The organism is Streptomyces sp. NPDC059816, assembly GCF_042732055.1.
Lineage (GTDB): Bacteria > Actinomycetota > Actinomycetes > Streptomycetales > Streptomycetaceae > Streptomyces.
Genome location: NZ_JBHWIQ010000025.1, coordinates 22,555 through 46,315 on the forward strand (window position 1 = coordinate 22,555; position 23,761 = coordinate 46,315).

Annotated in this window: 21 protein-coding genes and 1 pseudogene; 12 read left to right on the forward strand and 10 right to left on the reverse strand. The window is 74.1% G+C overall.

Annotated features, from left to right (window positions below; all coding sequences use genetic code 11):
- Positions 1–126: 126 nt before the first annotated feature.
- From ACFV88_RS27860 to mug, 3 genes are read left to right on the forward strand one after another with little or no spacing between them, the layout of a single operon-like run.
- A complete protein-coding gene (locus tag ACFV88_RS27860; RefSeq protein WP_385494677.1) occupies positions 127–924 on the forward strand; it encodes an SGNH/GDSL hydrolase family protein in 798 nt (265 codons plus the stop codon).
- A gap of 60 nt (positions 925–984) precedes the next feature.
- Positions 985–2,427, forward strand: a complete 1,443-nt coding sequence (purB, locus tag ACFV88_RS27865; RefSeq protein ID WP_385494678.1) for an adenylosuccinate lyase — start codon at positions 985–987, stop codon at positions 2,425–2,427.
- Positions 2,424–2,987, forward strand: a complete 564-nt coding sequence (gene mug, locus ACFV88_RS27870; RefSeq protein WP_385494777.1) for a G/U mismatch-specific DNA glycosylase — start codon at positions 2,424–2,426, stop codon at positions 2,985–2,987. Before purB ends, mug begins: the two co-directional genes overlap by 4 nt.
- A gap of 4 nt (positions 2,988–2,991) precedes the next feature.
- Here mug and ACFV88_RS27875 read toward each other — a convergent pair whose 3' ends face one another.
- From ACFV88_RS27875 to ACFV88_RS27885, 3 genes are all read right to left on the reverse strand, one after another.
- Positions 2,992–3,417 carry a hypothetical protein gene (locus ACFV88_RS27875; RefSeq protein ID WP_385494680.1) on the reverse strand — a complete coding sequence of 142 codons (426 nt, stop codon included), beginning with the start codon at positions 3,415–3,417 and terminating at the stop codon, positions 2,992–2,994.
- Between the two features lie 64 nt (positions 3,418–3,481).
- On the reverse strand, positions 3,482–4,222 hold the full coding sequence (locus ACFV88_RS27880) for an ABC transporter permease (protein ID WP_385494778.1): 741 nt from the start codon (positions 4,220–4,222) through the stop codon (positions 3,482–3,484).
- A complete protein-coding gene (locus ACFV88_RS27885; protein WP_385494681.1) occupies positions 4,219–5,148 on the reverse strand; it encodes an ATP-binding cassette domain-containing protein in 930 nt (309 codons plus the stop codon). The genes ACFV88_RS27880 and ACFV88_RS27885 overlap by 4 nt, the downstream gene beginning before the upstream one ends.
- 109 nt (positions 5,149–5,257) lie before the next feature.
- Here ACFV88_RS27885 and ACFV88_RS27890 point away from each other — a divergent pair, with 109 nt between their 5' ends.
- The 3 genes from ACFV88_RS27890 to ACFV88_RS27900 all read left to right on the forward strand — a co-directional run bounded on the left by ACFV88_RS27890 (position 5,258) and on the right by ACFV88_RS27900 (position 8,597).
- On the forward strand, positions 5,258–6,547 hold the full coding sequence (locus ACFV88_RS27890) for a sensor histidine kinase (RefSeq protein ID WP_385494682.1): 1,290 nt from the start codon (positions 5,258–5,260) through the stop codon (positions 6,545–6,547).
- Positions 6,548–6,604: 57 nt separating this feature from the next.
- A complete protein-coding gene (locus ACFV88_RS27895; protein ID WP_385494683.1) occupies positions 6,605–7,261 on the forward strand; it encodes a response regulator in 657 nt (218 codons plus the stop codon).
- A 178-nt stretch (positions 7,262–7,439) separates the two neighbouring features.
- A complete protein-coding gene (locus ACFV88_RS27900) occupies positions 7,440–8,597 on the forward strand; it encodes an ROK family protein (RefSeq protein ID WP_385494685.1) in 1,158 nt (385 codons plus the stop codon).
- Positions 8,598–8,762: 165 nt separating this feature from the next.
- On the opposite strand, the pseudogene ACFV88_RS27905 reads toward ACFV88_RS27900, so the two are convergent.
- The 3 genes and pseudogenes from ACFV88_RS27905 to ACFV88_RS27915 form a co-directional block, all read right to left on the reverse strand.
- Positions 8,763–9,179, reverse strand: a pseudogene (locus ACFV88_RS27905) (FAD-binding protein); the annotation flags it as partial.
- Positions 9,154–9,333: an FAD-dependent oxidoreductase gene (locus ACFV88_RS27910; RefSeq protein WP_385494687.1), complete on the reverse strand. Its 180-nt coding sequence runs from the start codon at positions 9,331–9,333 to the stop codon at positions 9,154–9,156. The pseudogene ACFV88_RS27905 and the gene ACFV88_RS27910, both read right to left, overlap by 26 nt.
- A 70-nt stretch (positions 9,334–9,403) precedes the next feature.
- Entirely contained in the window at positions 9,404–9,832 is a 429-nt protein-coding gene (locus ACFV88_RS27915) for a DoxX family protein (RefSeq protein ID WP_385494688.1), read from the reverse strand.
- A gap of 288 nt (positions 9,833–10,120) precedes the next feature.
- Between ACFV88_RS27915 and ACFV88_RS27920 the strand changes: the two genes are divergently transcribed.
- Positions 10,121–10,594, forward strand: coding sequence for a GNAT family N-acetyltransferase (locus ACFV88_RS27920; RefSeq protein ID WP_385494779.1), 474 nt, complete (start codon positions 10,121–10,123; stop codon positions 10,592–10,594).
- Between the two features lie 119 nt (positions 10,595–10,713).
- Here ACFV88_RS27920 and ACFV88_RS27925 read toward each other — a convergent pair whose 3' ends face one another.
- The 3 genes from ACFV88_RS27925 to ACFV88_RS27935 all read right to left on the reverse strand — a co-directional run bounded on the left by ACFV88_RS27925 (position 10,714) and on the right by ACFV88_RS27935 (position 13,737).
- A complete protein-coding gene (locus tag ACFV88_RS27925; RefSeq protein ID WP_385494689.1) occupies positions 10,714–11,475 on the reverse strand; it encodes a GntR family transcriptional regulator in 762 nt (253 codons plus the stop codon).
- A 322-nt stretch (positions 11,476–11,797) separates the two neighbouring features.
- Positions 11,798–12,679: an RNA polymerase sigma factor SigJ gene (gene sigJ, locus ACFV88_RS27930; RefSeq protein ID WP_385494690.1), complete on the reverse strand. Its 882-nt coding sequence runs from the start codon at positions 12,677–12,679 to the stop codon at positions 11,798–11,800.
- A 65-nt stretch (positions 12,680–12,744) separates the two neighbouring features.
- A complete protein-coding gene (locus tag ACFV88_RS27935; protein ID WP_385494691.1) occupies positions 12,745–13,737 on the reverse strand; it encodes a DMT family transporter in 993 nt (330 codons plus the stop codon).
- A gap of 47 nt (positions 13,738–13,784) precedes the next feature.
- Between ACFV88_RS27935 and ACFV88_RS27940 the strand changes: the two genes are divergently transcribed.
- The 4 genes from ACFV88_RS27940 to ACFV88_RS27955 all read left to right on the forward strand — a co-directional run bounded on the left by ACFV88_RS27940 (position 13,785) and on the right by ACFV88_RS27955 (position 21,218).
- Complete coding sequence (locus ACFV88_RS27940; RefSeq protein ID WP_385494692.1) at positions 13,785–15,257, forward strand: PLP-dependent aminotransferase family protein; 1,473 nt, start codon at positions 13,785–13,787, stop codon at positions 15,255–15,257.
- A gap of 148 nt (positions 15,258–15,405) precedes the next feature.
- Positions 15,406–16,827, forward strand: coding sequence for an SWIM zinc finger family protein (locus tag ACFV88_RS27945; RefSeq protein ID WP_385494693.1), 1,422 nt, complete (start codon positions 15,406–15,408; stop codon positions 16,825–16,827).
- Positions 16,828–16,895: 68 nt separating this feature from the next.
- Complete coding sequence (locus ACFV88_RS27950) at positions 16,896–19,655, forward strand: DUF6493 family protein (protein ID WP_385494694.1); 2,760 nt, start codon at positions 16,896–16,898, stop codon at positions 19,653–19,655.
- Positions 19,656–19,748: 93 nt separating this feature from the next.
- Positions 19,749–21,218, forward strand: a complete 1,470-nt coding sequence (locus ACFV88_RS27955) for a GNAT family N-acetyltransferase (protein ID WP_385494695.1) — start codon at positions 19,749–19,751, stop codon at positions 21,216–21,218.
- Positions 21,219–21,252: 34 nt separating this feature from the next.
- Here ACFV88_RS27955 and ACFV88_RS27960 read toward each other — a convergent pair whose 3' ends face one another.
- Positions 21,253–21,783 carry a hypothetical protein gene (locus ACFV88_RS27960; protein WP_385494696.1) on the reverse strand — a complete coding sequence of 177 codons (531 nt, stop codon included), beginning with the start codon at positions 21,781–21,783 and terminating at the stop codon, positions 21,253–21,255.
- Positions 21,784–22,054: 271 nt separating this feature from the next.
- Between ACFV88_RS27960 and ACFV88_RS27965 the strand changes: the two genes are divergently transcribed.
- Complete coding sequence (locus tag ACFV88_RS27965) at positions 22,055–23,746, forward strand: DUF885 domain-containing protein (RefSeq protein WP_385494697.1); 1,692 nt, start codon at positions 22,055–22,057, stop codon at positions 23,744–23,746.
- Positions 23,747–23,761: the final 15 nt, after the last annotated feature.

The window sequence follows — 23,761 nt, forward strand, 5'->3', positions numbered from 1 at the left end:
CTGGGCCCCCCTGCGCGCGTGCGTGGGGTCGTTGACCGCCCCCCCGCTGCCCCCCCCCCCGCCCCCCGGGGGCGCCGGCCCCCCCCCCCCCCCCCCCCCCCCCCACGGCGTTACCATCGCACCGCTATGGAGACCACCGCCGCCTACACCAGTTTCGTCGCCGTCGGGGACAGCTTCACCGAAGGCATGTCCGACCGGCTGCCCGACGGTTCCTACCGGGGGTGGGCCGACCTCCTGGCCGCGCGACTGGCCCGTGCGAACCCGGGCTTCCGGTACGCGAACCTCGCGGTGCGGGGCAAACTGATCGGCCAGATCGTCGCGGAACAGGTGGAGCCGGCGGCCCGGATGCGGGCCGATGTGGTGACGCTCGTCGGCGGCCTCAACGACACCCTGCGCCCCTCGTGCGACATGGGACGGGTCCGGGCCCACCTGGAGGAGGCCGTGGCCCGGCTCGCGCCCTCGTGCGGGCGGCTGGTGCTGATGCGCAGCCCGGGGCGCCGGGGACCGGTCCTGCAACGGTTCCGGCCCCGGATGGAGGAGCTGTTCGCCCTGATCGACGACCTCGGGGCCCGGCACGGCGCCACCGTGGTCGACCTGTACGGAGCTCCGGTACTCGGCGACCCCCGGCTGTGGGACGCGGACCGGCTCCACCTCTCCGTCGAGGGTCACCGTCGGGTGGCGGAGGCGGTCGGGCAGGCGCTGGGCCTACCGGCCACCTGGGACTGGCGCACGCCCCTGCCTCCCGCGGCGCCGGCGCCCTGGGCCGCGCGCCGGGTGGCGGACGTCCGTTTCGCCGGGCGGCACCTGGCGCCCTGGATCGGCCGACGGCTCACGGGCCGCTCCACCGGTGACGGGCGCGCCCCGAAGCGCCCCGAGCTGCTGCCCTACGACGCATCCACCACCGCACCGCGCCCGGGTTCGTAGCTTCCTCCGAGGGGGACCGGGGCGCTGACCAAGAGGTTCCGCCCAGTAGACTCCCTCCACGTGACTGCTGCGCCTTCGAAGCCCCGTATCCCCAATGTCCTCGCCGGCCGCTACGCCTCCGCCGAGCTGGCCGACCTCTGGTCCCCCGAGCGGAAGGTGCGGCTGGAACGTCAGCTCTGGCTGGCCGTGCTGCGGGCCCAGAAGGACCTCGGGATCGAGGTCCCGGACGAGGCGATCGCCGACTACGAGCGGGTCCTCGACCAGGTGGACCTGGCGTCCATCGCGGAGCGCGAGCGGGTCACCCGCCATGACGTGAAGGCCCGGATCGAGGAGTTCAACGCGCTCGCCGGGCACGAGCACGTGCACAAGGGCATGACGTCCCGGGACCTCACGGAGAACGTCGAGCAGTTGCAGATCCGGCTCTCCCTGGAGCTGGTCCGCGACCGTTCGGTGGCGGTCCTGGCACGGCTGGGCAAGCTCGCCGGCGAGTACGCGGAGCTGGTGATGGCGGGCCGCTCGCACAACGTGGCCGCCCAGGCGACGACCCTCGGCAAGCGTTTCGCGACCGCCGCCGACGAGCAGCTCGTCGCGTTCGGCCGGGTCGAGGAGTTGCTGGCGCGTTATCCGCTGCGCGGGGTGAAGGGACCGGTCGGCACCGCGCAGGACATGCTGGACCTGCTGGGCGGGGACACCGCCAAGCTGGCCGAGCTGGAACAGCGGGTCGCCGGCCACCTGGGCTTCTCGCGGGCGTTCACCTCGGTCGGCCAGGTCTATCCGCGGTCGCTGGACTACGAGGTCGTCACCGCGTTGGTGCAGCTCGCGGCGGCTCCCTCGTCGTTGGCGAAGACGATCCGGTTGATGGCCGGGCACGAGCTGGTGACCGAGGGCTTCAAGCCGGGTCAGGTCGGCTCGTCGGCGATGCCGCACAAGATGAACACCCGCTCCTGCGAGCGCGTCAACGGCCTGATGGTGATCCTGCGGGGCTACGCGTCCATGACGGGCGAGCTGGCGGGCGACCAGTGGAACGAGGGTGACGTGTCCTGCTCGGTGGTGCGCCGGGTCGCGCTGCCGGACGCGTTCTTCGCGCTGGACGGGCTGCTGGAGACGTTCCTGACGGTCCTGGACGAGTTCGGTGCCTTCCCCGCCGTGGTGGCGCGCGAGCTGGACCGGTACCTGCCGTTCCTCGCCACCACCAAGGTCCTGATGGGCGCGGTGCGGGCCGGTGTGGGCCGGGAACTGGCGCACGAGGCGATCAAGGAGAACGCGGTCGCGTCCGCGCTGGCGATGCGCGAGGGCGGCGCCGAGCGCAACGAGCTGCTCGACAAGCTCGCCGCCGACGACCGCATCCCCCTGGACCGGGCCGCTCTCGACGCGTTGATGGCCGACAAGCTGTCCTTCACGGGCGCGGCGGGCCAGCAGGTCGCGGCCGTGGTCGCCCGGGTGGAGGAGCTCACCAAGCGCTTCCCCGAGTCCGCCGGGTACGCCCCCGGAGCGATCCTCTGACCCGATTCACCCCCGCCGAACTGGAGGCCGCCCGCGACCGTCTCGTCCCCGACGTGACCGCGGACGGCCTGCGGGTGCTCTTCTGCGGTATCAATCCCGGATTGATGACGGCGGCGACGGGTCACCACTTCGCCCGCCCCGGCAACCGGTTCTGGCCGGTGCTGCACCTCTCCGGTTTCACGCCCCGGCAACTGCGCCCCGCGGAGCAGGACGAACTCCTCGCCCACGGCCTCGGCATCACCAACGTGGTGGCGCGGGCGACCGCGCGGGCCGACGAGCTGAGCCCCGCGGAGTACCGCGAGGGCGGTCGGCTGCTGGCCGCGAAGGTGGCCCGGCTGCGGCCCGGCTGGCTGGCCGTGGTCGGGGTCACCGCCTACCGTGCGGCCTTCGGTGACCGGCGGGCCGTGATCGGGCCGCAGGAGACGGTGATCGGGGGCAGTCGGGTGTGGGTGCTGCCCAATCCCAGTGGCCTGAACGCGCACTGGACGGCCGCCACGATGGCCGAGGAGTTCGGACGGTTGCGTACCGCGGCGCTGGACGACGGCCCGCAGGGCCCGTAGCGGACTACGGCGGGTCCACCGCCGTGACCGCCGCCAGGAGCCGGGGCGGGATCTCGGGGCCCTCCCGGGTGATCGCGAGGACCAGCCAGCGCGCGGACATCCGCCAGACCAGGGCGTCGCCCGCACGGGAGCTGAGCGAGCGCCAGGGCTCGGGCACCGCCTCGCCGGGGTCGGTGCTGCGGAGGAAGAGGCCCTGGAGGCCGATGAAGTCCGGCTCGCCGTGGCGTGCGGTCAGCGACCGGGCCAACGCGTCGCGCTCGGCGTACAGCTGCTCCTCCGCATCCCCGGGGCCCGCCGCTCCCTGCGCGACCGGGGGCGTGAGGTCGATGAGGGGGTGGGCCGGGCCGTCGGACACCGCACCGGGGTGCCCCGCGGCGGGTTCCCGGGAGCACAGCCGGTCGATCGCGGCGAGGCGCTGTGCGGTGGTCATGGGCTCCAGTAAAGCGCGCCCCACTGACACTTGGCGGTCGGTCAGCTCCCGGCCCCTCCCGTCCTCACGCGTCGCGGCGACGCACCGCCCACCAGCCGACGAGCAGCGCGGCGAGGGACCACAGAGCGGCCACGGCGAGGCCGGACCACGGACCGAGCGCGCCTTCGGGGTCCGCGAGGAGGGCCTGCCGCGCGGCGCGGTCGGGGAGGTACTGGGCGGCTCCCCCGGCGACGTCGCCGACCACGAACGAGACGATCAGGGTGAACGGGACGAGGATGCTGAGCGTGGCGACCCCGCTGCGCAGCAGGGCCGCCAGCCCGGTCGCCAGCAGGGCCGTCAGGGCGAGCCCGACGCCGCCCCCCACACAGGCGCGGACCGCTCCCGGATGGCCGAGGCCGATGCCGTCGTCCCCGAGCAGGCCCTGGCCGAGGGCGAAGCTGGCGAACGAGGTCACCAGACCGACGACGAGCGCGGCGGCGCCGATCACGGCGACCTTGGCCGCGTAGAAGAGGTCGCGGTTCGGTACGGCGGCGAGGGAGACGCGCAGCCCGTGGTGGACGTACTCCGAAGACATCGCCGTGGTGCCGAAGGCGATGGCCGCGACCTGGGCGAAGTTCAGGGCGTAGAAGGCCGCGAGGAGCCGGTCGTCACCGAGTTCGCCGCTGTCCGAGGGGATCGATGCGTAGACGAGTCCGGTGAGGGTGAGGGACACGGCGAACAGGGCGATGAGCGATCCGAGGCTGGCGCGGACCGAGCGGATCTTGATCCACTCCGCGTGCAGAACGGCGGTGGGCGACACGGTCAGACCTCCTGGGCGGGGGTGGGCAGGGCGGTGAACTCGGCACTGGCCGTGGTGAGGGCGAGGTACGCCTCCTCCAAGGTGGCCCCCTCGTCGGCGAGTGCGAGCAGGGTCACGCCTTCGCGGGCGGCCAGCGCGCCCACTTCGGCGGCCGTGACGCCCTCGGCGGTCCAGGACTCCTCGTCCGCGGGGACGAGGCGGTGGCCGGCCGCCGAGAGCACGGCTTCCAGCCGGGCGGCGTCGGGGGTGCGCACCCGGGTGCGGGTGGTGCCGCGTTCGGCGAGGAACTCACCGATCGGCAGGTCGGCGAGGAGCCGGCCGCCGCCGAGGACGACGAGATGGTCGGCGAACGCGGCCGTCTCGGCCATCAGATGGCTGGAGACGAGGACGGTGCGCCCCTCCTCGGCGAGGCGGCGCAGGGCGCCGCGGATCCAGATGATGCCCTCCGGGTCGAGGCCGTTGGCCGGCTCGTCCAGGATGAGCACGGCCGGGTCCCCGAGCAGGGCGGCGGCGATGCCGAGGCGTTGGCGCATCCCCAGCGAGAAGGTCTTCACCCGACGTCGGGCGACGGGGGCGAGACCGGTCTCCTCCAGTACCTCGGCCACCCGCCGGGCCGGCAACCGGTTGGCGACCGCCAGCGCCCGCAGGTGGTGATGGGCGGTGCGGGAGCCGTGTGCACCGCCGGGGTCGAGATGGGCACCGACGTGGCGCAGCGGCTCGCCCAGGCCGGCGTACCGCTTCCCGGCGATGGTGGCGCTGCCCCGGGTGGGCCGGTCCAGGCCCAGGACCAACCGCAGGGTCGTCGACTTGCCGGAGCCGTTGGGGCCGAGGAAGCCGGTGACCTTGCCGGGGGCGACGGAGAACGTCAGCCCGTCGACGGCCCGCTTCTTCCCGTAGACCTTGGTGAGGTCGTGTACGTCGATGGCGTTCATGCCGTCCAGCCTGGCCGTCGGGAGGGCGCCTGCGCCTCCCCCGCGCGGGGAGAGCGGCTCCCCCGTGCGGGGGAGCCGCCCGGCGGGTACGCCTGGCACGATGACGGGCATGTCCTCTCCACCCGGTCCACCCGGGCCCTCCCGAGGTTTCAGGTCGGGCGTCCGGGCGCTCGGGCGTCCCGTGCTGCGCGCCGTCGTGTACACGCGCTGGCTGCATCTGCTGCTGGGGGGATTCGGCGCCCTCGTGTCGGCGATGGTGTACCCGGGGTTGACCGGGATGACCCCCGTCAAGTGGCTGCTGGTGGCGCTGGTGCCTTCGGTGCCGGCGGCCCTCATCGGGTGGGTACCGGTGGTGCGCCGCGCGGAGGGTCTCCAGGCGCAGCACATGTTGTTCCCGGGGCCGCACGCGCGGGGGCGGCGGTCGGACCGGGCGCCGGACATCAGCGCGGCGCCCTCGGCGAACTGGCGGGACCGGCTGCGGACCTCGATGTGGATGGTGCTGCGACTCGAAGCGGGCTGTCTGACGATGCTGGTGTCCGGGTTCGCGACGGCCCAGGTCCTGGCGTTCGTGGCGATGGCGGTCGGGGCGCCCGCGGACGACATCGACGCGCTGTGGGGGCAGCCGCTGCCGTGGTGGACGGCGGCGCTGCTCGTTCCGGTGTCGGTGGCGCTGTTGCTCGGGTTCGTCGTCCTGGCCGGGGCCGCAGTGGCGGCGGCGGCCGGCAGGCTGCTCGGCCCCTCGCCCGCCCAGCGGCTCGCGCAGTTGGAGGAGCGTACCGAGCGGCTGTTGGAGCGCAGCCGGATCGCCCACGAACTGCACGACTCCATCGGCCATGCGCTGTCCGTCGCGGTGGTGCAGGCGGGGGCGGCGCGCGCCGCGGGGAACCCGGAGTTCACGGAGCGGGCGCTGGGCGCCATCGAGGAGACCGGGCGGGCCGCGATGGAGGATCTGGAACGGGTGCTGGCGATCCTGCGGGAGCCGGGGCGGGCTGCGAGCAACCGGCCCACCCTGGCCGAGGCGGAACGCCTGCTGGAGTCCGCGCGGGCGTCCGGGGCGAGCGTGGACGCGCAGGTGACCGGCCCGGTGGACCGGTTGCCCGGGCCCGTCTCGCGCGAGTGCTACCGCATGCTCCAGGAGTCCCTGACGAACGTGTTGCGGCACGCCGGGCCGGTTCCGGTGCGGGTCAGGGTGCAGGTGCTCGACGGACACGTCGACCTCGACGTGCGCAATCCGCTGCCCGTGGACGTCGACGGCCCGGCGCCGGTGGGGGTCTCCGGGGACCGGGGCGGCAGCGGGCTGCGGGGCATCCGGGAACGGGCGGCCCTGTTGGGCGGCAGGGCGGACACCGGGCCGGTGGGGGCCGACTGGCGGGTGCGGGCCCGACTCCCCCTGGGGTGAAGGTCGCTCCCCCGGGGTGAGGGTCGGGGTGTCAGTGCGGGGCCTTAGGCTGAGGGGATGCCCCTGACGGTCCTCCTCGTCGATGACGAGCCCCTGGTGCGCGCCGGTCTGCGCGCGGTGCTCGAAGCACAGCCCGACATCACGGTGGTGGGGGAGGCGGCCGACGGAGCGGCGGTGATCCCGTTGATCCGTTCCCTGCGGCCGGACGTCGTCGCGATGGACGTGCGGATGCCGCTCCTGGACGGCATCGCGGCCACCCGGGCGGTGCTGCGGACGATCCCGGAGCCGCCGAAGATCATCATGGTCACGACCTTCGAGAACGACGAGTACGTGTACGGGGCGCTGCGCGCGGGCGCGGACGGGTTTCTGCTGAAGCGGGCCCGGCCGGAAGAGGTCGTGCACGCCGTGCGGCTGGTCGCCGAGGGCGATTCGTTGTTGTTCCCGGCGGCCGTGCGGCGGTTGGCGGCGGAGTACGGACCCGGCGCGGAAGCGGGGCCGCAGGCGTTGGGCTCGGCGGCGCTCACCGATCGGGAGGCCGAGGTGCTGCGGCTGATGGCGCAAGGGCTGTCGAACGCGGAGATCGCCGCCCGGCTGGTCGTCGGCAACGAGACGGTGAAGTCCCATGTGAGCGCGGTGCTGACGAAACTGGGGGCGCGGGACCGCACCCAGGCGGTGATCGCGGCCTACGAGTCCGGGTTCGTGTCGCCGGGATGAGGGACGGGCGCGCACCCGGGTACCGGGCGGTGAACGGACCGCGGACGCTCCGGTACGGAAACCCGAGCGGAGAACGGATTTCCTACCGGGAGGTTGCGGGACTGCATCGAAGCTCGCCGTGGTCGCACGGTAACAAGTACGATCCGGGCCATACGAGCACCAGCTGAGAGGACACACGTTGGGGCAGCTGACCGGCGGGGACCCCTCTCTGCTGCGGCGTATCAACTCCGCGGTGGTTCTGCACGCTTTGCGTGCAGCGGGCTCCGCGACGCTCACCGAAGTGACCCGGGTGACGGGCCTGTCACGGCCGACGGTCGAGGGCGTGGTCGAGGGTCTCATCGAGGCGGGCCTGGCGGTCGAGACGGCCGCCGAGGAAGGCACGGCACGGAGGCAGGGGCGACCGGCCCGCAGGTTCCGCTTCCGCTCCGAGGCGGGCCATCTGTTGGGGCTGGAGCTCGGCCCGCACCGGGTCGCCGTGATCCTCGCCGACCTGGACGGCCGGGTCCTGGGCACGGGGACCAAGGAGGTCACCATCGAGGCCCCGGCGGACGAGCGGCTGGAGCGGCTGCGGACCACCGTCGCGGACACCCTGCGGCGCACCGGAGTGGCCCGCAGTTCGCTGTGGGCGGTCGGCGTGGGCACTCCGGGGATCATCGAGGCGGACGGCGTGATCAAGCTGGGGGCGGCGCTGCCCGGCTGGACGGGCCTCCAGTTGGGCGAGCGGCTGCGGCGTTCCTTCAAGTGCCCGGTCCTGGTCGAGAACGACGCGAACACGGCGGCGGTCGCGGAGCACTGGAAGGGGGCCGCGAAGGAGTCCGACGACATGGTCTTCGTCCTCGCGGGCCTCAGTCCGGGCGCCGGATCACTGATCGGCGGGCGGCTGCACCGGGGCTTCGGTGGTGCGGCGGGCGAGATCGGGGCCCTGCACCTGCTGGGCCGGGAGGTGACGCCCGAGACGCTGCTGTCGACCACGGGCAAGCCGTTGGAGCCGCTGAACGAGCAGGCCGTGGCGCAGGTCTTCGCCCTGGCCCAGGAGGGCGACGAGAACGCCCGGGCCGCCGTGGACCGGTTCATGCGGCGGCTGGTCCACAACGTCGCCGCGCTGGTGCTGGCCCTCGATCCGGAGCTGGTCGTGGTGGGCGGTTGGGCGACCGGGCTGGAAGGCGTACTGGAGCCGTTGCGGCGGGAGCTGGAGCGGTACTGTCTGCGCGCGCCCAAGGTGGCCCTGTCGATGCTGGGCGAGGCGGCGGTCGCGACCGGTGCGCTGCGGCTGGCCCTGGACCACGTCGAGGAGCAACTGTTCGCGGTGCAGGGCACGGTGACCGCCCGGCGCTGAGTGCCGGTGCCGGGGCCGTCTCACTAGCCTCCGGCGCCGCGGGCCGCCCTTGGTGCCGGCGGAGCCGGGCAGGGGGGGTTCGGCGACGGTGCCGAGGTTCGGGTGGGGTGCCGTGGGGTCCCCGTCGGCACGGTCGTAGTGCGTCGTTTCCCGGCCGTGGTCGGGGTCGAGGCCCCGGGCGGCGAACTCGTTGAAGCGCCGGAGCGCCTCGGTGAGTGCCTCGGGTTCGATGCCGGTGCGGGCGGCGAGTTCGGCCGGGGTCGCCGCTTCCACGGCGTGCGGCGGCAGCGGTTGTCCGGGGCGGGCGTCGGCGACGGCCCAGGCCGGGGTGTTGCGCGGGTGCCCGGTGGCGGGGTCGAGTTCGGCGAAGGCGAGGGCGACGTTGTTGTGACTGCACTCGTTGACGAAGCGCCGGCCCGCGGAGTTGACCCAGATGACGTGCGGGAGCATGCGCTCCGCGAGCGTCAGCTCGGGCCTTGGGGTGCCGTCGGGCCAGGACCAGCACTCCCCCGTGTGGGCGAGCGCCGCGCCCGCCCCGGCGGCCAGCCGCAGTGCGTCACCGCGGCCCACCGGGGGCGTCACCGGATGGGCGTAGGGTCCGTCCAACAGCCGCGCACCGGTCGCTGCCCTCCAGGACCAGCACGCTCGCGCCCCGGACGGCGGCGGCCAGCGCCGCGCACAGCCCGGCCGCCCCGGAGCCCACGATCGCCACGTCATGGGGGCCGTCGTGACTCACCCGGCCTTCCCCGATCTGCCCGATCTGCCCGGTCCGGTTCAGATTCCGGTTCCGGTTCCAGCTCCGGCTCTCATGCCAGGGTGAGGGTCAGGGCCCCGACGTAGACGATCTGGTAGAGCGTGCGCCGGCCGATGGGGTCGCCGAGGGTCGTCTTGCGGCGCGCGGCAGAAAGGTTGGCCGGGAACATCACGATCAGCAGCAGCATCAGACAGATCGCCGCCCACGGCGCCGTGGCCGGGATCAGCAGGCCGACCGCGCCGGCCAGTTCGAGGACGCCGGTGAGCGTCACCAGCAGTTCGGGCCGCGGCAAGCCCGGCGGCACCATGTCGACGATCTCCGCCCGGAGCCTGGGGTGGAAGTGCGCGAGGCCGGTGAACACGAACATCACCGCCAGGCCGACGCGTAGCGCGGGCAGCCAGGCGTCGAGGACGTCCACGCCCGCGAACCCGGCCAGTCGAGCGCCGACGAAGCCGACCAGGAGGGCGATCAGGGGTTCCATCCGTACCTCCGCCGGCGTGGGTCGGACGTCCACGGCCGTTCCAGGCGAGCGGCCGTCCCCACTGAACCACCGGTGGGTGCCTGCGGTCGGCTCCGGGCGGGGACGGGCCGCCAACCGGGTGCCGGCCTCCCCCGTACAGGCGACCCCGGACGGCTGCGCGGCTTGGTACCGTCCCCGACGGCGGGCACCGCGGGACGGCGGCGGTCGCACGGTCACGCACTGCGGCCCGTCCCGTTGGCCAGAGCGGAGGAGCTTGTGGTGTCGAACGCCGTCGTCAGGCTCGCCCCGATGGGGCCCGAGCACGCCGGACAGGTCCTCGCGATCTACCGGGCGGGCATCGAGGAGGGCAACGCCACCTTCGAGACGGCCGCCCCGGACTGGGGCGCCTTCGACGCCGCTCGGCTCCCGGACCACCGTGGCGTCGCCCTCGACCCGCGCGGTTCGGTAGTGGGGTGGGCCGCCGTCAGTGCGGTGTCCGCCCGGCCGGCGTACGCGGGTGTGGTCGAGCATTCGGTGTACGTCCGCCCCGACGCGCGGGGCCGGGGTGTCGCCGGCGCCCTGCTACGGGCGCTGATCGCCTCCACCGAGGCGGCCGGGATCTGGACCGTGCAGTCCGGGGTGTTCCCGGAGAACACCGCGAGCCTCGCCCTGCACGCACGGGCCGGTTTCCGGGTGATCGGCGTCCGCGAGCGGGTGGCCCGCCACCGCGGGGTCTGGCGCGATGTGGTGCTGATCGAACATCGCAGTCCCGTCGTCGACTGACCGGCCCGGACCCACAGGCCCGGGCCCGGAACGCGGCGGGACCCGCCGCAACTGTCGGGCGCGTACGAAACCGCCGCGGCGGCCCCGTTCTCGCCGGGCCCGCTGCGGCGGTCGGTGGTTCAGGAGGCCCGGCGTTCGGGCCCGTGGTGTATCTCGACGCCACCGGAGTCGCCGAAGGTCAACCGGCAGGTGTCGGCCCGGTACGTGGCGACCGACACCGCGGCGGTGCGTCCGGCGGCGAAGAACCGGGTGGTGACGACGAGGACCGGTGCCCCGGGCAGCCGGTCGAGTTCCCGGGCGTCGTCGGCGCGGGCGGAGCCCAGCTCGACGGACCGGTCCTGCCCTTCCAGTCCGAGCCGCTGGAGTTCCCGCAGCACGGCGCGTCCACGGGCCGTGCCCGAAGGGTTGTCGATCCCGGAGACGTCCGGCACGGACGAACCGGGGACGTAGAGCAGTTCCGCGGCGACGGGCAGGCCGTTCGACACCCGGGTGCGCCGCACGATGTGCACCGCTTCGCCGTCGAGGGTCTCCAGCATCCGTGCGACCGCGGCCGGGGGCACGTCCGACTCGCTGCCCGCGGTCTGCCATGCTTCTCCGAGCGCGCCGGGCCAGTCCTGTTCGTCGGACCCGACGGCGACCCCGACGCGCGGCGGGGCGACCGTGGTGCCGACTCCGCGTCGACGATGGAGGCGCCCTTCGAGTTCGAGTTGCTCCAGTGCCTGCCGGAGCGTCGCGCGGGCCACCCCGAAGCGGGCGGCCAGCTCACGTTCGTTGGGCAGGATCTCGCCCACCGCGAACTCCGAGTCGAGTGCCTCGGTGAGCACGGTCTTCAGGTGCCAGTACTTGGGCTCCGGCACCGTCTCCAGTTGCGTGGTCCCCACCCTGTCCTCCGCAATCGCCGTGTCCCAGAAGCGTTTTTAGCGCCCTTGTTTATTAAAGGTTCCTGCACTATGTCTGCGACGATAGAGCCGAGCCACCCCTTGGTCAAGACCAATTCTGAATCGACACGGGGTCGATCCCGCTCCAGTCAAGACAACATTCATGAGGCGTTAGCGATGCTCACACGCCCGCAAGGCACTTGTCACATCGCGTACAGGGATCGTCACATGACGAAACCTTTACTTTCCGGCGCGCCAGCAGGGAGTGGGCGCACAGCCGAGCGCCCCCGCGCACAAACTCACGCGGGGGCACCCAAGAGCGACTTCACCTGAGAGAGATGAGTTTGTCCGGATTTCGAATGAGGTAGACGCGCTGAACGCGACCGTCCGCCACGTCCAGTTGGAACACCGCATCGGGTGCGCCGTCGTCGCGGGCGAGGACCGCGACGCCCCCGTTGACTTCGAGGAATTCGAAAGTGGTGACCCCGCCGGTGCCCTTGTGGGCGACACCGCAGAGGAAGCGGGCCACCTTGTCGGCGCTCTCGATGACGCGCAGCGGAGCCCTGCTCTTGCCCCCGCTGTCGCCGACCAGACGCGCGTCCGGCGCCAACATGGACAGCAGCCGCTCCAGATCGCCCTCGGCGGCGGCGGCGAGGAAGCGCTCGGTGAGGTCTCGGCGCTCGTCCGGATCGACGTCGTAACGGGGCCGCCGCTCCTCGACGTGCTTGCGGGCGCGGTTGGCGAGCTGCCGGACGGCGGCCTCGGTGCGGTCGAGGGTGACGGCGATCTCCCCGTACGGATAGCCGAACGCCTCCCGGAGGACGAACACCGCGCGTTCCAGGGGCGACAAGGACTCCAGCACCACCAGGACGGCCAGCGACACCGAATCGGCGAGGACGGCGCGTTGGGCGCCGTCCTGGGCGACGGACCCGAAGTCGGTCACCAGCGGCTCGGGCAGCCACGGGCCGACGTAGGACTCGCGCCGTGTCTGCACCTGGCGGAGCCGGTCGATGGCGAGCCGGGTGGTGACCCGGACCAAGTAGCCCCGCGGGTCGCGCACCTCGCTGCGGTCCGCGCCCGACCAGCGCAGCCAGGCGTCCTGGACGACGTCCTCGGCGTCGACCACCCGGCCGAGCATGCGGTACGCCACGCCCATCAGGACGGAACGGTGCTCCTCGAAGACTTCGGTCACGGTGTCGGCAGCCACGCCCCCATCCCACCGTGCGGTCCGGCCCGCTGTCCAGCCGGTACCGGTCGGCTCAAGTGCCCTGCTCAGGGGCCGTCGACACCGGCGGGGTCCACGGACCGTCGCGGCCCCGCAGGGACCTCACCGGTGGACCGGGCTCCGCCTGCACCCGTCGGGTCGGGCGGCCCGGCCGCCGCCCCGCCCGGCCGCCCGCCGAGGAGGCCCGCCCCGACGGCCACCCCCACCGCCACCAAGCCGCTGCCGACCGCCTGGGCGGTGCCGTAGGCCCCGGCTCCGACCAGAGGTGCGGTGGCGGCGGCAGCGACCGGGATCAGCCCGGAGAACAGCGTGGCCCGCTCCGCCCCGATGCGCTGCACACCGGCGTACCAGCAGACGAAGCCGATCACCGTGACGACCGCGGCGACCCACCCCAGGGCGAGCGCCTCCGTGCGGTCGGGCATCCGCAGCCAGGCGCCGCCGTCCACCAGCACCCCGAGGAACGCGGACTCGACGGTGGCGAGCGCGCACACCACCGCCGACAACAGCTTGGGTCCCAGGGGGCGCAGCACGGGCACGGCGAGCACCGCGAACCCCACCTCGCCGAGCAGCGCGCAGACGGAGAACGCCAGCCCGGCCGCGTCGGTGCGTCCCCACCCCTGGACCGTGAAGGCGCCCACCGCGACCAGGAGGGCGCCGTACAGCGTCGCCCGGCCCGGTCGGCGCCCGGCGAGCGCCGGCACCAGGACGGCGACGACGATCGGCGCGCAGCCGACGAGCACCCCGGGCACCGCGGGTTCGGCGGTGCGCTCGGCCGCGAGCACGGCGAAGTTGAACCCGACCATGCCGACGGCGGCGAGCAGGAGCAGCAACAGCCACTGGCGGGCCGCCAGGCCGCGGACCGCGGTCGTGGCGCCCGGTCCCACCAGCGGGAGCAGCAGCAGGAAGGCGAGCCCGTAGCGGAGGAACAGGCCGCCCGCGTAGGGGTAGTCCCCGAGGAGGCTGTTGGCAGTGAAGGAGCCGCCGACCAGGATGCAGGCGAGGGCGGCGGACAGGGCTCCGCGCACGGAGTTCGCGTTCATGGGACCGACGTTAGGGAGGTGGGTGGACCGGATTAAGGTCCACTTCCATGAGCGTATCGGGGACCACTTCCGGTGACGGTGTGCCGGGCCGGGGCGGCGGGCCCGGCAGCGCCGCGTGGGAACTGCTGCGGCCCGCGGTGGCGGCGCCGGCCCGGTCGCGGGGGCGGGCCCTGCGGTCGGCGCTGCGCGAGGCGGTCCGCAGCGGCCGGCTGGCACCGGGGACCCGGCTCCCCTCCTCCCGCGACCTCGCCGGTGACCTGGGGGTGTCGCGCGGGCTGGTGACGGAGGCGTACGAGCAGTTGACCGCGGAGGGTTATCTGCGCAGCGACCGCGGGTCCGGCACCTGGGTGGGCGGCGCGGCGCGGGCGGCCCGCCCGACGGCCCGGGACCGTGCCCCGCGCAGGCCCGGACCGGGCGTCGACTTCCAGCCAGGCACACCGGACCTGTCGCTGTTCCCGCGCACGGGCTGGGCGGCCACCTACCGTGCGGTCCTGGCCGAGGTGCCGCACGGGGCACTCGGCTATCCCGATCCCGGGGGGTCGCCCCGGTTGCGTACGGCCCTCGCCGGGTTGTTGGCCCGCAGGCGCGGGGTGGTGGCGGATCCGCAGCGCCTGGTGGTCTGCTCGGGCGTCGCCCAGGCCCTGACCCTGGTGGGACTCGTCCTGCACGCGCGCGGGGAGCGTGCCGTGGGGGTCGAGGATCCGGGCAGCCCGCCGCACGGCGCGCTGTTCGCCGCGACGGGGGTGCGTGCCGTGCCCCTGCCCGTGGACGGGGAGGGGGTGGCGCTCGGTCCCCTCGCGGCGTCGGGGGTGCGCTGTGTGGTGACCACGCCCGCGCACCAGTTCCCGCTGGGGATCGCGTACTCGGCGCGGCGGCGGGCCGATCTGCTGGAGTGGGCGCGTGCGGTGGACGGACTCGTCGTGGAGGACGACTACGACGGCGACTTCCGGTACGACCGCTCCCCCGTGGGCGCCCTCCAGGGCCTCGACCCGGAACACGTGCTCTACGCGGGCTCGGTGAGCAAGTCGCTCGCCCCCGGGCTGCGGCTGGGGTGGCTGTTGGCACCGGAGCGGCTGGTCGATGCGCTGGTGGAGCGCAAGCGGACCATGGACCTGGGCAATCCGGCCGTCGACCAGGAGGTGTTGGCGCGGTTCGTGGAGAGCGGGGCGTACGACCGTCAGTTGCGGCGGTGCGGGCGGGCCTACCGGGAACGACGGGACGCCCTGGTCGGGGCGGTGCGGGAGGGCTTCCCCGGCGCTCGGGTGACGGGGATCTCCGCGGGGCTGCACGTGATCGCCGCGCTCCCCGGGCGGTTCGGACCCGAGGCGCGGTTCCTGGACCGGGCGGAGGCCGCCGCCGTGGCCGTCCGGCCGCTGTCGTCGTACGCGGAGCACGCGTCCTCGGTTCCCGGTGACGGCGCGGTGCGACTGGTGTTCGGCTATGCGCACCTGCCCCCGGCGCGGATCGTCGAGGGGGTGCGACGACTTGCCGCAGCGGTGGGGGCGGCTGACGGGGCGTGAGCGCACCTGGGGTGGGTTGACGGGGAGGGTGCCCCCGCCGGGGTGGCCGGATTGCGGGGGGTGCGTCGAGTGCGTCCGCAATCGGCTCGGAGTCCAACGTCCGTGCAGGTCAGGCCGATTGTCAGTGGGGACATCTACCGTTTTCCCCATGACCCGTTCACTGCACGCCCTGGCCTACGCACGCCCTTCCTCGCTGGAGTCGGTGCCCGGTGGTCGGCGCCTCGGCCTGGAGACCTCCCAGGGTGCGACGCCGACCGGCCGGGAGGCCCACCCCCGGTTCTTCACCGGCTTCCTCACCTCGCCCCAGATCGCTTCGGCCGCCCTGCTCGCGGTGGCCGACGTGGCGGCGGCCCGGTACTACCAGCCGCAGTTGCGGTCCTCGCTCGACCCGGTGGTCACGGGCAACGGCGACCGCATCCGGTTCGAGTCGTTCTCGGGGTGCGGCGGGGTGTACGCGCGCCTCGACGTCCTGGCGCCGGGGCTGGACGGCGGCGAGATCGGGCACGGCACGACGAACGTGGACGTGAACAACCCCCTGCGCGAGGCGCTGTCCCGGATCGGCTCGGACGATCCCCTGCACCTGCGGGTCGGCCCGGACGACATGGCGGTCACCACCCTGGACGGGCCCGTCGTGGAGAAGAAGGTGCCGCTGCCGGACCGCTGGCTGCGGGGGTTCGCCGAGGCACAGGTGATAGCGGCCGGTTTCGAACTGCGGGCCGAACTGCCCGCCGGCGAGGCCGTGCGCTTCCTCCGGTCGCTGCCGAAGGGCAGTGGGCGGTCGCGTCCGGCGCTGTGGGTGGTGCCCGCCGGACGGAGCCTGCGACAGACCACCCGGCCGGTGCCGGGCGCGGTGTGCCTGCCGGGTCCCGATCGGCTGGCCGCCCTCCAGCGGGTGCTGCGGCACGCCACGGCCCTGCGGATCTACGGCCCGGCGGCGGTCGGGGAGGCGGCTGTCTCGGCCGCCTGGGAGGTCGTCCTGCCCGGCATGCGGCTGACGCTCACCCTGTCGCCCGAGGCCTCGCGCGGGTTCTCCGGCGAGGGCGGGGTGTTGGAGGCGCTGGCGACGGACGAGGCCGGTGAGGACGCGGAGCTGATCGGGGTGCTGCTGGCCTGGGAGCCCCGGATCGAGATCGCCGATCTCGCGGCGTCCTCCGGGCTCACCCCGGAGCGGGTGCGGGCGGCCCTGGTGCGGCTCGGCACCTCGGGCCGGGTGGGGTACGACACCGCGGAGGCCGCCTACTTCCACCGCGAGCTGCCCTACGACGCGGCCCGCGCCGAGCGGCACAACCCGCGGCTGCGGTCCGCGCACGCCCTGGTGCAGGCCGGGGCCGTGACGCTGGAGGGCGCCCTGGGCACGGTCACCGCCGAGGACGGCCATGTGCACCGGGTGCGTGCGGACGGCGGCCGGCTGAGCTGCACCTGCCAGTGGTGGGCCGCGTACCGGGGCGGGCGGGGCCCGTGCAAGCACGCCCTGGCGGTACGGATGGCCCGCCGGGAGGTCACGACCCCCGTCGGCGCCGGGCGGACGGCCCCGGCACCCGCCGTGGAGACGGACACGAGCATCCGATGACGACCGGCCAGGCAGCGGCGACCGACCCGGCGAACCCCCGACACCACACGACGAAGGCAGCAGACGCGATGACCACGCAGACGGCGCGGACGACGACATCCCACGACCCGGCGGCCCGGACGCCTCAGCAGGCCACGGACGAAGTGCTGGCGGCCGTGCGGGACGGAAACGTGTCCGCGGTGGTCACGCTGGCCCGGGCGATGACGACGGGCGAGCGCCGTGCGGCGCTGTCCGGGTTGAAGGCGCTGCGCAAGGAACTGCGGACGGACTCGTGGTCCCGCCGGTCCCGGCGGACCTACCCGGCCCTGCATGCGGCGGGCGCCGCCTGCCACACCGGCGCGGTGGCCACGGCGACCTGGCTGACCGGCGCGGACATGCGTTGGTCACCGGCCCCGCCCAAGCTGCTGCTGGAGGTGTTCGCCGACCGCGGTCCCGAGTGGCAGGGCGAAGTGGCCCGGCGGCTCGCGGAGCGCCCGCCGTCCGCGGGGGTGGCGTACGAGTTGATGTCCGGGCTGGTCCGGCTCGCCGACTGTGCGGTGCCCACGACCGAGAGCTATGTGCGCGGGTGGATGGACGACGTCAGACGGCATTGGTTGGCCGCCGGTCCCCGTCTGCTGGACCGCCTGCGGTCCGATCCGCATCTGGTGACCATGGTCACCGCCCTGTTCGAGCTGGACGACATCGGCACGCAGTTGGAGTGGAGCTACGGCAGGGACGGCACCGAGGGCTGGATACCGACGCTGACCCGGCTGACGGCCGAAGGCGCCCTGGAGCGCACGGCGATGCTGGACGCCTGTGTGGCCCGGCTGCTGCGCGGCGGCAGGACCGCCGACCAGCGGGCCTTCCTCACCCTGTTGGGGAAGTTGGCGCCCACGCGGGACGAGGAGCGGCAGCGCACCGCGGACTGGACGGCGCTGGTGGCGGACGCCGGGCCCACGGTGGCCGCACACGCGCAGGCGGTCCTCGGCTCGATGGCGCTGGACGGGGAGTTGACGGCCCGACAGCTGGCGGAGGTGTCGCGGGGCGCCCTGTTCCGTCCGGAGAAGAAGCTCGTACGGTCCCAGCTCATCCTGCTCCAGAAGGTGTTCAACGCCTCGCCGGAGCTGCTGCCGGAGCTGCTGCCCGCGGTCGCCGACGCCTTCGGGCACCAGGACACCGACCTCCAGGAACGCGCCCTCAAGCTGGTGGAGAAGTACGCCGCCAAGGTGCCCGACCCCGTCCGGGAGGAGGTCCTGGCGGCGGCCGAGCAGCTGAGCGCTCCGCTGCGCCCGCGCGCCGCCCGCGCCCTGGGCGGCGCGCCCCGGGCCCTGGAGGCCACGGACACGGAACCGTACGAGGAGTTCCTGCCGCCGGTGCCCGAGCCCGCCCGGCCGGTCCCGCCGATCGGGTCGGTGGCGGAGCTGGCGGAGGAGGTGGGCGCCCTACTGACGAGCAGTGGCCGCAGCGACGCGGTGAGCTTCGAACGCGTCCTCGACGCTCTGGTGCGGTACGCGCACACGGACCGGGAGGCCCTGGTCGAGGCGGTGCGCCCGGTCGTCGTACGGCGCTGGTGGTACCCCGGGGCCTCCGAGCACGGGCGGCCCAACATCAACTTCGGCGTGGACACGTACGGGATCGAGGTGGTCCTCGCGAGCCTGTTCGAGGTCGTGCGGACCTCTACGTTGCACACGGCGGCGCGCAGAAGCGCGCAGGGCCTGGACAGCTGCGTGCACGCGGTGCTGGAACAACCCCGTCAGGCCCGTCTATGGGAGGCGGCGTACCGGGTGAGCGCCGACCGGCCGCCGTTCCTCCTGGCCACCCCGACCTGGACCTCGGGGCAGGTGGATCCGGCGGAACTCGTGGCCCGGCTGGACGCGTACCGGCGGCTGGGGGTGAGCCCCGGCGAGGTGGACTTCGCACAGGCGCTGCTGCGGGTGCGCCGGGACGAGCGGGCGGACATGGGGACGACCACGGGCCTCTCCCCGGAGGTCGCCGCCGCCGTGACCGCCGCTACCGGGCTCGGAACGCCGGAGGGCGACCGTCTCGCCCGCTGGCTGACCGACGGCGAGCCCCCGGCGCCGTCGATCCAGGTCGTGACGGACCAGGAGAGCCAAGCCCTGTTGGTCGAGGTGGGCCAGGTGCACACCCTCTTCGAGGAGCTTCCGGCCGTCTTCCACGCCATGGGCGTCCCGTTGCAGGCGGACACCCACGCGAGCCGGTCCTGCTACCACTGGACCGTCGAACACGAGGGCCACGAGCTGCTGACCGTGCCGGGCCGGCGGGAGTTGGTGGCGGCCCGGCTGGTCGGCCTGCTGTCGCAGACCGCCCGGTACAACGCCAGCGGCGACGTGGCCTATCTGCCGAGCCTCGCCGAGGCGCCCGGTCCGGCCGGGCCCGCGGTCCACCTGTCCGTGGCGTACGGCATCGGTGCGCGCAACAGCGAGGAGCGGGTCGCGGCGGTGGACGCGCTGCTGGTGCTGGCCGCGCGGGGGCAGCTCGACGTCCCGCTGCTGGGGGGCCTGCTGAGCACCCTGATGCTCCGCGGCACGGTCAAGCCGTCGCGTGCCGTGGACAGCGTGCGCACGGCAGCGGCGACGGGCGCGTACCGCACGGTGGGGGCGGTACTGCGGAAGGCGCTGCCCGCGCTGCTGGCGGGCCCCGCGCACGACGGCAAGGCCCTGCGCGGAGTGGCGGACCTGTTGGCCGTGGCCGCGGAGTGCGCGGAGCGCACCGGGGAACGGGGAACGGTGGCGCACCTAGCGGAGCTGGCGGCCCGCAGCGGCAGCGCCCGGCTGCTCACCCAGGCCCGACGACTGCACGCGGCGCTCGGGGAGGAGTCCACCGGGTGACCCGGGCACGGGGCGGCCCGGCGCGCGGGGTGTTTTACCCATCGGTCACAAACGGTTCGTGATCACGCAACACGGTCCCGCCACAGTGACGGCATGAGCCGAGACCTCCCCGTCCCCCGCCCCGCCGACCGCGAACGGCGCGCCCACCACTGGCGCCGGGACGTGGTGGAGCTGGCCGCCCTGTTCACGGCGGTCGCCGTGGCGGACGCCGTGGCCAATCTGATCGGCCACGGGCCGAGCGGACCCGCGCTGCTGCTGGTCTCGGCGGTGGTGCTCCTGGCCACGGCGGGGTTCCACACCTGGTGGGCCCACCGCTCGCGCCGCCACGACCACCCGGCGGGGCCCGGCCGGACGGCGCCACACGCCCTTGCGGACCGGGTCCCGTCCACGGTCCCTTCTCCGGGAGGGCCGGGGGCGGCGGGAGCGGCGGAGCTGTGGCGGCTGCGCACGACGGTCCGCGACACCCCGGGCTCGCTCGCGGCGCTGTGCGCGGCCCTGGCCGAAAACGAGGTGGACATCCTCAGCCTCCAGACCCACCCACTGGCCGAGGGCACGGTGGACGAACTCCTGGTGCGGGCGCCGGCGGGGCTCCCCGCGGGCGAGGTCATGCGGGCCGCCGCCCGGGCCGGGGGCACCGGCACCCGGATCGAACGGGCCGACCCGCACGACCTGGTCGACGCGTCGACCCGGGCACTGGGCCTCGCCACCCGCACCGCGCTGGACCCGGCGGAACTCCCGTTGGCGCTCCGCCAGCTCCTGGGCCGCTGCACGGTCCGTTCCCACCCTGCTCCCCGCACCACCGACCCGGCGGCGGACCCTGCCGGAGCCCACCACACCGACGCGTCGGCGGAGGGCGTCCTGCCGGGGGACACGGTGATGCGGCTGCGGGCCCCGGACGGCGGCCACCTCACCGTGGAACGACCCCACCTCCCCTTCACCCCGACGGAGTTCGCCCGCGCCCGGGCGCTGGTGGAGTTGGACACCCGGCTGGGCCCCCGGGTGCCGCGGCAGCAGGACCGGGTGGCCCTGGCGCGCGGTGGGGAGGTGACCGTGCGGCGGGCCTCGCCGGCGGACCTCACGGCGGCGAAGGCCCTGCACGAGCGGTGTTCGTCCCACACCCTGCGGATGCGGTACCACGGCTCCGTCAAGGACGCGGACCCGTACCTGCGCCGGCTGCTGGCCCCGGGCTTCGGCCGCACCCTGGCCGCGCGGACCGCATCCGGCCGGATCGTGGCGCTCGGACACCTGTTGTGGGACGGCGACGAGACGGAGGTGGCCCTCCTGGTCGAGGACGCGTGGCAGCGACGGGGCATCGGCAGCGAGCTCCTGGGGCGCCTGGTGACCACGGCCGAGGAGGCGGGCTGCGCGAGCGTCTACGCGGTGACACAGGCGTCCAACACCGCGATGGTGGCGGTGATGCGCGGGCTGGGGCTGCCGCTCGACTACCAGCTCGACGAAGGGGTGCTGGTCATCACGGCCCGGCTGGACGGGGCCGCGGCCGGCAGCCGTTCGCCGTCGGCGGCCGGCGTCACCGACCGCGGTACCGCGACGCCCGCCCCGTGACGGCCGCTGCCACCGCCCGGCGGGCCGGGGGCGCTCAGCAGTGGACGTGCTCGTCGTCGTCGAGCGCGGTCTCGGTGCCCACCCAGAACACTCCGGGATCGAAGGAGACCCGCAGCAGTACCCGGCCGCCGGCCAACTCCTTCTCGAAGCAGACGTCGGTGCGCCGCACCTGGGGGTCGCCCACTGCCCGTGCGGTGGTCACCCTGGTCCAGCCGTCGCCCTCCGCCAACGCACGGTAGTGGTCCCGAACCACCTCGTGGTCGCCGTCGAACTCGTAGCTGCGGGTGGCCGACAGCAGTTCGTCGTCGCGGCCGTCCATGCAGCCCACCTCCAGGGTCTGCCAGCCCGTCGCGATCCGCGCTCCCTCGGGCGGCGACCCGAGGAGGGACACCGAGGAGATCTCGTCCGCCCTGGCCTTGGTCCCGAGGCAGTCGTCCTCGTCCAGCAGCAGTCCCCCCATCAGCCGATTGAGTCCGAACAGCAGTGTCAGTCCCACCAGCAGGGCGCCCAGAACGGTCACGACGACGAGCTGCCACAAGGTGAGTCCGGTCGGTTTCGTCGACACCGTCCCGCCCCCAGGTACGTCCCCGGGCGCCCGTACGGTTCCGGATCGCTGCGCCCGGGGCCGAAGTTACACGTCTGACGGGCGCTCCGGTGGCACTGGGTGCATTCCGGGCCACTCCGGTCGGCGCGGCGAGCCTGCGGAGGAATCGAACGGAGATCCGATCACGGGGCATCGCGGGCGACGGTTCCGACCGATCGACCACCCGGTCGCCTCCGCCACGCACACCGAGGCCCCCGTGACGACGTACGGGTCCACGTACGAGGATGTTCGCATGTCAGAGACGAAGAGCCCGCTTCCCCGCGAGGTCGCCGACGCCTATGTCGACGACCTCGTCGCCCTCGATCCGGTGACCGGCACCTACCTGGGGGTGCGGGCGAGCCACCGTGCCCTTCCCGACTACTCCCCCGCCGGCCAGGCCGCCCGGGCGGACCTGGCGCGCCGGACACTGACCCGGCTGGACGCGGCCGAGGCGCTACCGGGCGCCGGCGCCGACCGGGAACGCCGCTGTGGCCGGCTGCTGCGCGAACGGCTCACCGCGGAACTGGCCGTCCACGACGCGGACGAGCACCTGAGGGCGGTCGGCAACATGTTCTCGCCCCCGCACGACGTGCGCGAGGCGTTCTCCCTCACCCCGACCGACACGGACGAGGACTGGGCCGTGCTCGCCGCCCGGCTGCGTGCGGTGCCGGCCTCGCTGGCCGGGTACCGCGAGTCGCTGGCCCTGGGCCTGGAGCGCAAGCTGTTCGCCGGCCCGCGGCCCACCGCCACCTTCATCGGCCAGCTCACAGAGTGGACCGAGCCCGATGCCGCGGGCGACTCCTGGTTCGAGCAGTTCGTGGCCCCCGGCCCGCAGTCGTTGCGCACGGAGCTGACCGAGGCCGCCCGGATCGCCCGGACGGCGTTCGCCCAGCTGCGCGACTGGATGGCCGCCGAGTACGCCCCGGCGATCGAGGGAGCACCGGACCCGGTGGGCCGCGAACGGTACGCGCGGTGGTCCCGCTACTTCAACGGTACGGACCTCGATCTGGGCGAGGCGTACGCGTACGGCTGGTCCGAGTACCACCGGCTGCTGGCGGAGATGCGGGCGGAGGCCGAGAAGGTGCTGCCGGGCGCCGCCACCCCGTGGGTCGCGCTGGCCCACCTCGACGAGCACGGACGGCACATCGAGGGCGTCGAGGAGGTCCGGCTGTGGCTCCAGGACCTGATGGACCGGGCGATCGACGCTTTGGACGGCACGCACTTCGAACTCGCGGACCGCGTACGGGTCGTGGAGTCCAGGATCGCGCCGCCCGGAGGGGCCGCCGCGCCGTACTACACGGCGCCCTCCGAGGACTTCTCGCGCCCGGGCCGCACCTGGCTGCCGACCATGGGACTCGACCGCTTCCCGGTCTACGACCTGGTGTCCACCTGGTACCACGAGGGCGTGCCTGGCCATCACCTCCAGCTCGCGCAGTGGGCCCACGTCCAGGACGACCTGTCGCGCTACCAGGCGGGCGTCGGCGGGGTGAGCGCCAACTGCGAGGGCTGGGCCCTGTACGCGGAGCGGCTGATGGACGAGTTGGGCTTCTTCACCGACGCAGAGACCCGACTCGGTTACCTGGACGCCCAGATGATGCGGGCGGTGCGGGTCATCGTGGACATCGGCATGCACCTGGAGCTGGAGATCCCGGCCGATTCTCCCTTCCACCCGGGCGAGCGGTGGACCACGGCACTGGCCGAGGAGTTCACCGGTGCGCACAGCAGCCGCCCGGCCGACTACGTGGCCAGCGAGCTGACCCGGTACCTGTCGATCCCCGGTCAGGCCATCGGCTACAAGCTCGGCGAGCGCGCGTGGTTGCTCGGTCGGGAGCGCGCCAAGGAGCGCCACGGGGACGCGTTCGACGCCAAGGCGTGGCACATGGCGGCCCTCTCCCAGGGTTCCCTGGGTCTGGACGACCTGGTGGACGAGTTGTCCCGGCTGTAGCGGGGCGGGCGGGTG